Here is a 12182-nt window from a genome sequence, read left to right as displayed (position 1 = left end):
CCCGTCAGGACATCCCATGGCCCGCACCTCCGCAGCCCGCGCCTCCGCCGCACCCGCAGCCGCCGCTCCTGCGCCCCGTCTCGCCGTCGTCGCCCGCCCCGAGCCCGGGCGCAGCTCCGTCCCCTTCGCTGCCCTGTGCACCCTCATCGTGGTCCTCGCCCTGGCCGCCGTGCTGGTCCTGAACATCCAGATGTCCGATCAGAGCTACCAGATCACGAGGCTGCAGAGCCAGTCCCAGAAGCTGTCGGAGAAGGGGCAGTCCCTCTCGGCCCAGAACGACCGTCTGGGCACCCCACAGGAGCTCGAGAAGCGGGCCCGCGAGCTGGGCATGGTCCCCGTGACCGAACCGTCGTACATCGACCTCTCGACCGGGACCGTGATCGGCCAGGAGGACCGGGGCGAGGAGGGCGCGACCGACGCGAAGACCAGCTCCGAGCTGGTCCCGGCGACCGTCCCGCAGGCCGAGATCTACGATGAGGCGCCGGAGTACCACGGCATGGGCAACGAGGGGGCCTGAGATGGCACGTCGAGGAACTCCTGCCGGCTCCGGACGTCGGGGTCGGACGGCGGGCCGGACGAGCGCCGCCCGCACCCGGAGGCCGTCCCGCCCCCGCGGGACGGCCCGCGCCGGTGTGCTCCCCACGGCGAAGGTGGGCTCTCCGGCGGTCCGCCACCGATTCCTGATCGCCATGCTGCTGATCGCGGTGATGGCGCTGTCGGGTCGGCTCATCTGGGTCCAGGGCCTGGACGCGAGCGCACGCGCCCAGGTCGCCGTCGACGCCCGCACCAAGACCCGCGTGATCACCGCCCTGCGCGGCGACATCACCGACCGCGACGGGGTCGTGCTGGCCTCGAGCGTCGAGCGCTACGACCTCTGGGTGAACCAGCACCAGGTCGTCGACTATCTCAAGAACGACAAGAAGGCGGACGTCAAGGGCATCGATGCCGCCGCCGAGAAGCTCGCCCCGCTGCTGGGCTGGAGCGTCGCCGACACCAAGGAGAGGCTGACCGGCGACAAGGGCTTCCAGTACCTGGTCAAGAACGTGGACCCGGCGGTCCGCGACGCCGTGATCGCGCTGAAGATCGACGGGATCGGATCCGACCGGGTCTCCGACCGGATCTACCCGGCCGGCTCCGTCGGCGGGAACGTGCTGGGATTCGTCGGCTCCGACGGCGAGGCCCTCGCCGGGACCGAGCTGTCCTTCGACGACTACCTCAGCGGGACGAACGGCTCCAAGAAGTACGAGCGCGGCGCGGGCGGTCAGATCATCCCCACCGGCGTCATCGAGGAGACCCCGGCGGTCGACGGGCAGGATGTCGTCCTCACCATCGACCGCGACCTGCAGTGGAAGGCCCAGCAGATCCTCGCCTCGGCAGTCGCCGACAACGGAGGCACCGGCGGCAGCGCCGTCGTCCTGCGACCCAGCACCGGCGAGGTCCTCGCCCTCGCCGACGCCCCGACGTACGACCCCAACGACCCGGGGGCCACCGCGCCCGAGTACCGGGGGAACCAGTCGATCTCCAACATCTTCGCCCCCGGCTCGACGGGCAAGCTCTTCACGATGGCGGCCGCGCTCGAGGAGGGCACGGTCACCCCGGAGAGCCAGTACGAGGTCCCGGCCGTCCGATACTTCGACGGGCACCGGATCAAGGACTCGCACTACCACCCGGATCAGCGCCTCACCCTCGCCGGGGTGCTGCGCAACTCCTCGAACGTGGGCACCGTCCAGGTCGCGGAGACGATCTCCCCGCAGACCCGGTACGACTACATGCACCGCTTCGGCCTGGGTCAGAAGACAGGCGTGGACCTGCCCGGCGAGTCCGCGGGCATCCTCCGCCCCGCCGACCAGTGGAAGGGCCGAGACCTCTACACGACGTCCTTCGGCCAGGCGTACTCCGTCACGGCCCTGCAGATGGTCTCCGCCGTGGGCACCTTCGCCAATGACGGGGTGCGCGTCCAGCCGACCCTGGTCTCGGGCGTCCGCGAGGAGGACGGGTCGCTCCGCCGGCTCGGCGAGCCCGAGCAGACCCGCGTGATCTCCTCGCCGACCGCGGAGACGATGGTCGCCCTCATGGAGAACTCCGCGGACGGCACCCGGAACGCGACGGTGAAGAACTACGCGGTCGCGGGCAAGACCGGCACCGCCCAGGTCGAGGACGGCACCTACACGGCCTCGTTCATCGGCTTCGCCCCCGCCGACGACCCGGACCTCGTGATCGGCGTCTTCGTCTACGGACTGCCCACCTTCATCTCCGGGTCGACCGCGGCCGCACCGGCCTTCAGCCAGCTGATGGAGTATTCCCTCCAGAACCAGGGCATCCCGCCCACGGGGGTCGCCCCCCGCACCCTCGAGAACGAATGGTGACCCGTCGATGACCACGCCCGCCGTGCAGGAGCCTCCCCGGCCGCAGAGGACGGAGCCGATCGCGCCGGCCGAGCTCGCCTCCCGGCTGGCCGCCGTCCAGCAGGGCCCTGACGCGCGCTGCGCGGTCACCGGGATCACCCTCGACTCGCGCAGCGTCCGCCCCGGGGACCTCTGGTGCGCCCTGCCCGGGGCGCATGCCCACGGCGCGGACTTCGCCGCGCAGGCGGCCTCCCGGGGCGCGGCGGCCGCCCTCACCGACCCGGCGGGGGCCGAGCGCTGCGCCGCAGCGGGCCTCCCCGTCCTCGTCGTGGCGGATCCACGGGCCCGGACCGCCGCCGCGGCGAGCCTCGTGTACGGGCACCCCGCCGAGCGGATCGCGACGATCGCGGTGACCGGCACCAACGGCAAGACCTCGGTGACGACCATGGCGCATCGCGCGCTCCTGGCGATGGGCCGCACCAGCGGCGTGATCGGCACGAGCGGCACGAGCTTCGTCGCCGCCGACGGAGCGGAGCACGCCATCGGCACGGTCCGCACGACCCCGGAGTCCCCGGAGGTCCACGGCATCCTCGCCCGCATGCACGAGGCCGGCGTGGACAGCTGCGCCATGGAGGTCTCCAGCCATGCCCTGGTCCTCCACCGGGCCGACGGGGTCGTCTTCGACGCCGCCTGCTTCACGAATCTCACCCAGGACCACCTCGACTTCCACGGCGACATGGAGTCCTACTTCCGGGCCAAGGCGCTCCTGTTCACCCCGGCCCATGCACGGCGCGGCGTGGTGTGCGTCGACGATGCCTGGGGCCGGCGTCTCGCCGAGCAGGCGAGCATCCCCGTGACCACCTATGCGACCAGGCCCGGGACCACGGCCGATGTGCGCCTGGTCGAGGAGAGCCTGCGCGTCGAGGGCTTCGGCGCGTCCTTCGAGATCGAGCGCGAGGGGGAGCGCACCGCCCTCCGCTCGCCCCTGCCCGGTCGCCACTACGTCGCCAACACGATCGCCGTCGTGCTCCTGCTGGAGGCCCTCGGCCTCGCCGGGGAGGAGGTCCATCGGGCCGTCGCCGCCGAGGGCGTCGTGCCCGGTCGCATGGAGCTCGTCGCCGAGCACCCGGTGCGCGGGATCGTCGACTTCTCCCATACGCCCGATGCGCTGGTCCAGGCGCTCACGACCCTGCGGGAGCTGCCCGGGACGGGACGGCTCATCGCCGTCATCGGCGCGGGCGGCGAACGGGACCGCGGCAAGCGCCCGCTCATGGGCGAGGCCGCGGCTCGCCTCGCGGACGTGGTCGTCGTCACGGACGACAACCCGCGCGGCGAGGACCCCGCCGTGATCCGCGCCGAGATCCTCGCGGGCGCACGAGCCGTTGCATCCGCGCAGGTGCACGAGGTGGACGGGCGCCGGGACGGGATCGCCCTGGCCGTCCGACTGGCCGATGTGGGAGATACCATCCTCGTCGCCGGCAAGGGGGCCGAGACCGGACAGCAGATCGGCGGTATCGTCCATCCGTTCGATGATCGCGATGTCCTGCGCGGCGCCCTCGCGGCCGCCGGGATGCGGATGGAGGGGGACCGATGCTGAGGACGGATGCCGCGGAGATCGCCCGCCTGACCGGCGGCGCCCTGATCGGCGGGGCGAGCGGTGCCGAGACGGTCACCGGGAGCGCACGGATCGATTCCCGCGCGGTCGAGGCCGGCGACCTGTTCGCGGCCTTCGACGGCGAGCATGTGGACGGGCACCGCTTCGTCGGCGCGGCCCGGGAGGCCGGCGCCGCGCTGTGCCTCGTCAGCCGTGAGGTGGACGTGCCCGCGGTCCTCGTCGACGACGTCGAGGCGGCGCTGTCCGCCCTCGCCGCCGCACAGCTCGCCGCCGCGCGGACGCTGCACCCGCAGCTCCAGGTGATCGCGGTGACCGGGAGCGCCGGCAAGACCGGCACCAAGGACCTCATCGGCCAGCTGCTGGCCCCGCTCGGTCCCACGGTCGCTCCGCCCGGCAGCCCCAACAACGAGCTGGGTCTCCCGTTGACGGTGCTGTCCCTCGACGAGAGCACCCGCTTCCTCGTCCTGGAGATGGGCGCGCGCGGCATCGGGCACATCGCTCACCTCACCGCGATCGCGCCGCCGGACATCTCCCTCGTCCTGAACGTGGGCACCGCCCACCTCGGCGAGTTCGGCTCCGTGGAGGCGATCGCGCAGGCCAAGGGGGAGATCATCGAGGCGCTCGGCAGCGAGGGCCGGGCCGTCCTCGCCGCCGAGGACTCGCGCGTCGCGCAGATGGCCTCCCGCAGCGCCGCCCCCGTCCTCACCTGGGGCCTGGAGCAGGGAGACCTGCAGGCGCACGACATCGACCTCGACGAGCTGGCCCGCCCGACCTTCACCCTCGTGCTCACCCGCGAGGTGACGCGCGCCGACGGCACCGTCATCGCCGCCGGCTCCGCGCCCGTCGCCCTGCGCACGACCGGCGAGCACCAGGTGCACACGGCGCTCGCCTCCGCGGGTGCCGCCCTGCTCGCCGGCGCCGACCTGTCCGCCGTCGCGACAGGTCTGAGCACCGCCGAGGCCGTCTCCGCCCAGCGCATGGAGATGCGCCGCGCGGGTGATGTGCTCGTGGTCAACGACGCCTACAACGCCAACCCCGATTCGATGCGGCTGGCGCTGCGCACCCTCGCCCATCTCGGGCGGGGGAGGCGGACCTTCGCCGTGCTCGGGGAGATGCTCGAGCTGGGGGAGGACGCCGTCCGCCTGCACGACGAGATCGGCCGCCTCGCGGTCCGCCTGAACGTGACCCGGCTGATCGTCGTCGGCCCTGGCGCCGCCCCCATCCATCAGGGAGCCTGCCTCGAGGGCAGCTTCGGCGGGGAGTCGACCTATGTCGGGACCCTGGACGAGGCGCTCGCTGTGCTAGAACGAGAGGTGCGCGGCGGGGACGTCGTGCTGCTGAAGTCCTCGCGCGACTCCGGGCTGCGCACGCTCGCACCGCGGATCCTGGCCCACCTGCAGGCGGAGCCGTCCGGGCACGCTCCGCAGGCTCTCGGCACGACCCCCGGACAAGGAGACACCCCGGCATGATCGCGATCATCTACGCGGGGCTCGGAGCCTTCGTGCTCTCCCTCTTCGGCACCCCGTACTACATCAAGCTCCTGGTCAGGCGGAGCTATGGGCAGTTCGTCCGGGACGACGGCCCCACCTCGCACTCGACCAAGCGCGGGACCCCCACGATGGGCGGCGTCGCCATCATCCTCGCGACCCTGCTGGGCTACGCGATCTCGCACATCGCGACGCAGACCCTGCCGAGCGCCTCCGGGCTGCTGGTCCTGTTCCTCATGGTGGGCCTCGGCGTCGTCGGCTTCCTCGACGACTTCCTCAAGATCTCCAAGCAGCGCAGCCTGGGCCTGCGCCCGCGCGCGAAGCTGCTGGGCCAGTTCCTGGTCGCGACCGTCTTCGCGGTGCTCGCCCTCCTGTTCCCCGATGCGCATGGCATCACCCCGGCGTCGACGCAGGTGAGCTTCATCCGCGACATCCCCTGGCTGGACCTCGCCTTCGCCGGGACGATCGTCGGCTTCGTCCTCTTCGCCATCTGGGCGAACTTCCTGGTCGCCGCCTGGTCCAACGGGGTCAACCTCACCGACGGCCTCGACGGCCTCGCCAGCGGTGCGACCATCCTCTTCGCCGCCGCCTACCTGCTGATCTCCTTCTGGCAGTGGCGCCAGGGCTGCGCCGAGGGGCTCGACCTCGCCAGCGGCGCCGCGCACTGCTACACGGCCCGCGACCCGCTGGACACCGCGGTGATCTGCTCGGCGATCATCGGCGCCCTGGTCGGGTTCCTGTGGTGGAACACCTCCCCGGCGAAGATCTTCATGGGCGACACGGGCTCCCTCGCCCTCGGCGGCGCCCTCGCGGGCCTGACCGTGGTCTCCCGCACCGAGCTCCTCGGCGCGATCATCGGCGGTCTCTTCGTCGCGATCTCCCTGTCGGTGATCATCCAGGTCGCGAGCTTCAAGTCCACCGGGAAGCGGGTGTTCCGGATGGCGCCCCTGCAGCATCACTTCGAGCTGCTGGGCTGGAACGAGGTCACGATCGTGGTCCGCTTCTGGATCGTGGCGGGCCTGCTGGCCGCCGTGGGGCTGGGGCTGTTCTACCTCGAGGCCCTCCCGAGGCTCAGCTCATGAGCGCGCCCGGGCGCCAGGGCGCCGAGGACCGTCCCTGGCCGGGGCTGGACGTGGCGGGGCTGCACATCCTGGTGACCGGGTTCGGCGTCTCCGGGTACGCCGTGGCCGACCAGACCCTGCAGCGCGGGGCCCGCGTCACGGTCGTCGATGCGGCCGACTCCGAGCGCAACCGCGAGCAGGCCCGGATCCTCGAGGTCTTCGGCCTGCGGGCGCTGCTGGGGCCCGAGCACACGACGACGCTGCCCGCGGGCGAGGACGTCGACCTCGTGGTCACCTCGCCCGGCTGGCGCCCCGATCAGCCGCTGCTCGCCGCGGCCGCGGCCGCGGGCATCCCGATCTGGAGCGAGATCGAGCTGGCCCGGCGCATGCAGAGCGCCGACGGCCCCGCCTGGTTGGGCGTGACCGGCACCAACGGCAAGACCACGACGGTGACGATGCTCGAGTCGATCCTGCGCGCCGCCGGGCTGCGCGCCGTCGCCTGCGGGAACGTGGGCCTGCCCGTGATTGAGGCCGCGCTGGACCCGCAGGGCTTCGACGTCCTCGCCGTCGAGCTGTCCAGCTTCCAGCTGCACTGGACCCGGCACCTGCAGTGCGAGGCCGCTGCCGTGCTCAACATCAGCGAGGACCATCTGGACTGGCACGGGTCCCTCGAGGACTACGCCGCCGCCAAGGGGCGGATCTACCAGGACGTGGAGGTCGCCTGCGTCTACACGACCGCGGATCCGGCGACGATGCATCTGGTCGAGGAGGCGGACGTCCGCGAGGGCGCCCGCGCGATCGGCATCGGGCTGGACGCGCCCGGCCCCTCCGAGCTCGGGATCGTCGACGGGCTGCTCGTGGACCGCGCCTTCCTTCCCGACCGCCGCCACCGGGCCGCGGAGCTCGGAACCCTGGAGGACCTCGCGCACCTGGGCGCCCGCGGCGCCCCGCCGCACGTGGTCCTGGACGCCCTCGCCGCGGCCGCCCTCGCCCGCGCCCATGGCGTGCCGCAGGAGGCGGTCCGCGACGGGCTGCGCGCCTACCGGGCCGGGGCGCACCGGGCAGAGGTCATCGCGACCGCGGCGGGCGTCGCCTACGTCGACGACTCCAAGGCCACGAACCCCGATGCCGCCCGCGCCTCCCTCGCGGCCGCGCCCTCGATCGTGTGGATCGTCGGCGGGCTGACCAAGGGGGCCGATGTGGATGCGCTCGTCCGGCTCGCCGGGCCGCGGCTCGCCGGGGCCGTGCTCATCGGCCAGGACGAGGCGCCGTTCCGGGACGCCTTCGCCCGACACGCCCCGCAGGTCCCCCTGGCACGTCCCGAGCCGGGGCACACTGGCGACGCGGAGGGCCGGGCCGCCTACATGCGCCGGGTCGTCTCCGCCGCCCGCACCCTCGCGGGGGACGGGGACGTGGTCCTGCTCGCACCCGCGGCCGCCTCCATGGACCAGTTCACGAACTATGCCGAGCGCGGCGATCTGTTCGCCGCCGCCGTCCGCGACCTCGTGGACGGCGACGCAGCCTGAGGGAGGCCCGATGACGTCCCAGGAGAGCCGGCGGCGCTCCACGCACGTCGTGCGCCCCGAGGAGGACAAGCCGCTCGGGGATGTCGGCGCGCGCGTGCGCAGCGGCGTCGCCGAGTGGCTGAAGTCGCCGGCCCTCGACTTCTACGCGCTGATCGCGCTGGGGGCGATCCTCGTCAGCCTCGGGCTGACGATGGTGCTCTCCAGCTCCGCGGTCATCAACATCGCCAAGGGGGAGTCCGGCTTCGCGGGCCTGTTCCGGCAGGGACGCTTCGCGCTGATCGGCCTGGTCGGCATGGTGGTCGCCGCCTTCGTCCCGCCGCACTGGTACCGCCGGCTCGCCTGGCCCCTGCTGGCTCTCGGACTCGCCCTCCAGCTGCTCGTGTTCACACCGCTCGGCGTCGGCGCGTACGGCAACCGGAACTGGATCCAGATCGCCGGACAGCAGCTGCAGCCCTCCGAGCTGCTCAAGCTCGCCCTGGCCGTCTGGCTGGGCGCGGTGCTCGCGATGAAGCGCCCGCTGCTGAGCCGCGTCTTCCACATCCTCGTACCGCTCGCCCCGGTCGCGCTGACCGCGCTGGGCCTCGTGATGCTGGGACACGACCTCGGCACCATGCTGGTGATGGCCATGCTGGTGGCGGGGGCGATGTGGGTCGCCGGGGTGCCCCGGCGCTGGTTCGCCCTCGCCGCCGGGCTCGGCCTCGTCGCCGTGATCGGCCTGACGATCACGAGCGAGAACCGCATGCGCCGCATCTCGAGCTGGCTGCACGGCACCTGTGAGGGCGCGACCTGCGACCAGTCGAGCATCGGCCTGCAGGCCCTCGCCGAAGGCGGCTGGTGGGGCAAGGGGCTCGGGAAGTCCGCCAACAAGTGGGGCCGCCTCCCCGCCGCACAGGACGACTTCATCTTCGCGATCATCGGCGAGGAGCTGGGTCTGATCGGCACGCTCGGCGTCGTCCTCCTGTTCGCGCTGCTCGCCCTCGTGCTGTTCCGCATGATCACCCGGATCGACGACGCCTTCGTGCAGATCACCGTGGGAGCGCTCACCAGCTGGATCCTCGGTCAGGCCATCGTCAACATGATGGTCGTGACGGGGCTGCTGCCCGTGCTCGGCGTGCCGCTGCCGTTCATCTCCGCCGGCGGCTCCGCGCTCGTCGCCTCGATGACGGCCCTCGGCATCCTCCTGTCCTTCGCGCGCCGCGAGCCCGGGGCGCAGGAGGCGATCAGCGCGCGCATCGGCTCGGTCCGCTCCTCGATCGCCGTCCTGCCGGCCTCTCGCGCCGAACAGGCCGCAGGCCGCCCGGCCCCGTCCGGACTGTCCCGCCTGCTGCGCGGCCGCGGCGCGAAGGGCCGCTCGGCCCGCGCCCGCGCCGCGCGCCCCCGCACCGGGAAGACCTCCCGCACCACCACCCGCCCGAACCGTTCCGGAGGACGCCGATGACCCCGCCCCGCATCCTGCTCGCCGGAGGCGGCTCCGCCGGGCACGTCTCGCCCCTGCTCGCCGTCGCCGGCCGTATCCGCGAGAGCGAGCCCGAGGCGCAGATCATGGTCCTGGGCACCCAGGACGGCCTCGAGGCGGATCTCGTCCCGGCGGCGGGCTTCGAGCTCGTCACGATCGAGAAGGTGCCCTTCCCGCGCCGTCCGGACGGGGCCGCCGTCCGCTTCCCGGCACGCTTCACCCGGACGATCACGAGCGTGCGGCGCCTGCTGAGGGACCGCGGCATCCAGGCGGTCGCCGGCTTCGGCGGCTACGTGTGCCCGCCCGCCTACATCGCCGCCGCCCTCGGCGGGACCCCGCTGATCGTGCACGAGGCCAACCGCCGCCCCGGCATGGCGAACAAGCTCGGCGCGCGCCGGGCGACCGCGGTGCTCACGGCCTTCGACGGCACGCCGCTGCCGGGCGCCCGGCGCATCGGCATGCCCATGCGTCCGCAGATCGCGCACCTGGACCGCGCGGCGCGTCGCGACGAGGCCGTGCGCGGCTTCGGCCTGGACCCCGCGCGGCCCGTGCTGCTGGTGACCGGCGGATCCCTGGGCGCGCAGCACCTGAACGAGTCCGTCGCGAGCGCCGCGAGCGCCCTGCTGGACGCCGATGCGCAGATCCTGCACGTGACCGGCCGGGGCAAGGCCGGCGTCGCCGAGCAGCCCGGCTACCGGGTCGTGGAGTACGTGCGCGCCATGGAGGACGCCTACGCGGCCGCGGATCTCGCGATCACGCGCTCGGGCGCGGGCACCGTCTGCGAGGTCACCGCGGTCGGGCTCCCCGCGGTCTTCGTCCCGCTGCCCATCGGCAACGGGGAGCAGGCGCTCAACGGACGGGACGTCGTCGCCGCCGGAGGAGCGCTGCTCGTCGCCGATGCGGAGCTCACCCCGAGCTGGATCACCGGCACCGTCCTGCCCCTGCTGCGCGATCCCGAGCGCCTCGCCGAGATGTCCGCGCGCTCGCGCGGCTTCGGCATCGCCGATGCGGCGGAGCAGATGGCGGCCGTCGTGACCGGCGCCGCACGGGGACGCTGAGAGCCGTGCGACGCCGGGAGGCTACCGTTTCTGCCATGACCCAGCCCGATCCCGCCCCCGTCTCCGCCGCTCCCCAGGTGCGCACCATGCTCGCTCCCGGTGCGGTGATCACCCGCCCGGACTGGCCCGAGGAGCCGGTCCGCTCGGTGCACGTCGTCCGGATCGGCGGCGCCGGCATGTCGGCGGTGGCCCGCCTCGCCCTCGAGGCCGGGCTCCGCGTCTCCGGCTCCGACTCGCAGGACGGGCAGTTCATCGGGCCGCTGCGGGAGGCCGGTGCCCGGATCGTGATCGGCTTCGCGGCGGAGACCCTCGCCGCGGACACGGATCTCGTGATCGTCTCGACGGCTGTGCGTGCGGACAACCCGGAGGTCCTCGCCGCCCGGGAGCGCGGCATCCCCGTCATCCACCGGGCGGCGGGCCTGGCCGGCCTGCTCGAGGGACGTCCGCTGCTCGCGGTCGCGGGCACCCACGGGAAGACCAGCACGACGGCGATGGCGACCCTCGCCCTGCGCGGGGCCGGGCAGGACCCGGCCTGGGCGGTCGGCGCGGCGGTCCCGGACCTCGGGCGCAACGCGGGCTTCGGCGCGGCCCCCGGGGGCGGCGCCGGGCAGGCGCCGGCGGCGGTCGAGGCCGACGAGTCCGACGGCTCCTTCCTCGCGTTCGCCCCGGACGCCCTCGTCGTGACCAACCTCGAGCCGGATCACCTGGACTTCCACGGCACCCCGGAGAACCTGACCGCTGCCTTCGACGCGGTCGCCCGCCGGATCGTCCCCGGAGGGACCCTGGTGGTGTGCGCGGACGATGCGGGAGCCTCGGCGCTCGGCGCACGGGCGGCCCGCGAGGGGATTCGCGTGCTCCGCTACGGCGCCTCCGCGGACGCCGACTGGCACATCCTCGCCGAGGAGAGCCGGACGGGCGGCTCCCGCGTGCGGGTGGCCTCGCCCCACGGGGAGCTCGCCCTGGACCTCGCCGTGACCGGGCACCACAACGTGCTGAACGCGGTCGGAGCCCTCGCGGGCGCGAGCAGCCTGCTCCCGCTGGCGGATCCGGCGGACCTCGCCGCCGGGATCGCCCCGTTCCGCGGCGCCTCCCGCCGCTTCGACCTGCGGGGCATCGCGCGGGGCGTCGCGGTCTACGACGACTACGCGCACCATCCCCGCGAGGTGGAGGCGATCGTGCAGGCGGCCCAGGGGATCGTCGGATCCGCGCACGAGGGAGGGCGCGTCCTCGCCGTCTTCCAGCCCCACCTGTTCTCCCGCACGCGCGACTTCGCCGCGGACTTCGCGGCCGCGCTGGGCCGCGCCGACGCCGCCTGGGTGCTGCCGGTCTACGCCGCCCGGGAGGATCCCGATCCCTCCGTGACGGCCCGCACCATCACCGATCTCGCCCCCGCCCGGGTGACGGCGCTGGAGGAGCGCGAGGAGGTCGCCGGGATCCTCGCGGCGGCCGCGCGCCCGGGCGACGTGATCCTCATGCTGGGTGCGGGGGACATCGTCGAGGACACCCCGGAGGTGCTGGCCGCGCTGCGTCGCGCCCCGGACGGTGCGCCGTGAGCCCTCGTCGGCCGCCGCGCGCCCCCGTCGTCCCGCGCCGCGTCGCCCCCCGCGGGACCGCGGGCAAGGAGCGGCGTCCCA

Annotated in this window: 9 protein-coding genes; all 9 read left to right on the top strand. The window is 73.7% G+C overall.

The features are described from left to right. The first annotated feature begins 16 nt into the window (after positions 1–16). Positions 17–517: a cell division protein FtsL gene (gene ftsL, locus ACFFF6_RS16205; protein ID WP_376982524.1), complete on the top strand. Its 501-nt coding sequence runs from the start codon at positions 17–19 to the stop codon at positions 515–517. Between the two features lie 172 nt (positions 518–689). Further along, positions 690–2366 carry a peptidoglycan D,D-transpeptidase FtsI family protein gene (locus tag ACFFF6_RS16200; protein WP_376982523.1) on the top strand — a complete coding sequence of 559 codons (1677 nt, stop codon included), beginning with the start codon at positions 690–692 and terminating at the stop codon, positions 2364–2366. Positions 2367–2373: 7 nt separating this feature from the next. Beyond that, positions 2374–3942, top strand: coding sequence for a UDP-N-acetylmuramoyl-L-alanyl-D-glutamate--2,6-diaminopimelate ligase (locus ACFFF6_RS16195; RefSeq protein ID WP_376982522.1), 1569 nt, complete (start codon positions 2374–2376; stop codon positions 3940–3942). Beyond that, positions 3936–5429: a UDP-N-acetylmuramoyl-tripeptide--D-alanyl-D-alanine ligase gene (locus ACFFF6_RS16190; RefSeq protein ID WP_376982521.1), complete on the top strand. Its 1494-nt coding sequence runs from the start codon at positions 3936–3938 to the stop codon at positions 5427–5429. The genes ACFFF6_RS16195 and ACFFF6_RS16190 overlap by 7 nt, the downstream gene beginning before the upstream one ends. Further along, positions 5426–6529 (top strand): phospho-N-acetylmuramoyl-pentapeptide-transferase, encoded by a 1104-nt coding sequence (gene mraY, locus ACFFF6_RS16185; protein WP_376982520.1) that lies wholly within the window; start codon positions 5426–5428, stop codon positions 6527–6529. The genes ACFFF6_RS16190 and mraY overlap by 4 nt, the downstream gene beginning before the upstream one ends. Then, positions 6526–8034: a UDP-N-acetylmuramoyl-L-alanine--D-glutamate ligase gene (gene murD / locus ACFFF6_RS16180; RefSeq protein ID WP_376982519.1), complete on the top strand. Its 1509-nt coding sequence runs from the start codon at positions 6526–6528 to the stop codon at positions 8032–8034. Before mraY ends, murD begins: the two co-directional genes overlap by 4 nt. A 10-nt stretch (positions 8035–8044) precedes the next feature. Next, positions 8045–9472: a peptidoglycan glycosyltransferase FtsW gene (locus ACFFF6_RS16175; protein WP_376982518.1), complete on the top strand. Its 1428-nt coding sequence runs from the start codon at positions 8045–8047 to the stop codon at positions 9470–9472. After that, positions 9469–10548: an undecaprenyldiphospho-muramoylpentapeptide beta-N-acetylglucosaminyltransferase gene (gene murG / locus ACFFF6_RS16170; protein WP_376982517.1), complete on the top strand. Its 1080-nt coding sequence runs from the start codon at positions 9469–9471 to the stop codon at positions 10546–10548. The genes ACFFF6_RS16175 and murG overlap by 4 nt, the downstream gene beginning before the upstream one ends. Positions 10549–10583: 35 nt before the next feature. Next, positions 10584–12101 (top strand): UDP-N-acetylmuramate--L-alanine ligase, encoded by a 1518-nt coding sequence (murC, locus tag ACFFF6_RS16165; protein ID WP_376982516.1) that lies wholly within the window; start codon positions 10584–10586, stop codon positions 12099–12101. The last annotated feature ends 81 nt before the right edge of the window (positions 12102–12182 follow it).

It is taken from the genome of Brachybacterium hainanense, assembly GCF_042434575.1.
GTDB lineage: Bacteria > Actinomycetota > Actinomycetes > Actinomycetales > Dermabacteraceae > Brachybacterium > Brachybacterium hainanense.
Note: the sequence above shows the minus strand (reverse complement) of the source record. Positions and strands in the feature narration are given on the sequence as shown.

Bases quoted from the DNA above. Each gene is read 5' to 3' on its own strand.
- murC (WP_376982516.1), top strand. From the start codon at position 10,584: ATGACCCAGCCCGATCCCGCCCCCGTCTCCGCCGCTCCCCAGGTGCGC.
- ACFFF6_RS16190 (WP_376982521.1), top strand. From the start codon at position 3,936: ATGCTGAGGACGGATGCCGCGGAGATCGCCCGCCTGACCGGCGGCGCC.
- ACFFF6_RS16195 (WP_376982522.1), top strand. From the start codon at position 2,374: ATGACCACGCCCGCCGTGCAGGAGCCTCCCCGGCCGCAGAGGACGGAG.
- murG (WP_376982517.1), top strand. From the start codon at position 9,469: ATGACCCCGCCCCGCATCCTGCTCGCCGGAGGCGGCTCCGCCGGGCAC.
- ACFFF6_RS16175 (WP_376982518.1), top strand. From the start codon at position 8,045: ATGACGTCCCAGGAGAGCCGGCGGCGCTCCACGCACGTCGTGCGCCCC.
- mraY (WP_376982520.1), top strand. From the start codon at position 5,426: ATGATCGCGATCATCTACGCGGGGCTCGGAGCCTTCGTGCTCTCCCTC.
- ACFFF6_RS16200 (WP_376982523.1), top strand. From the start codon at position 690: ATGCTGCTGATCGCGGTGATGGCGCTGTCGGGTCGGCTCATCTGGGTC.
- murD (WP_376982519.1), top strand. From the start codon at position 6,526: ATGAGCGCGCCCGGGCGCCAGGGCGCCGAGGACCGTCCCTGGCCGGGG.
- ftsL (WP_376982524.1), top strand. From the start codon at position 17: ATGGCCCGCACCTCCGCAGCCCGCGCCTCCGCCGCACCCGCAGCCGCC.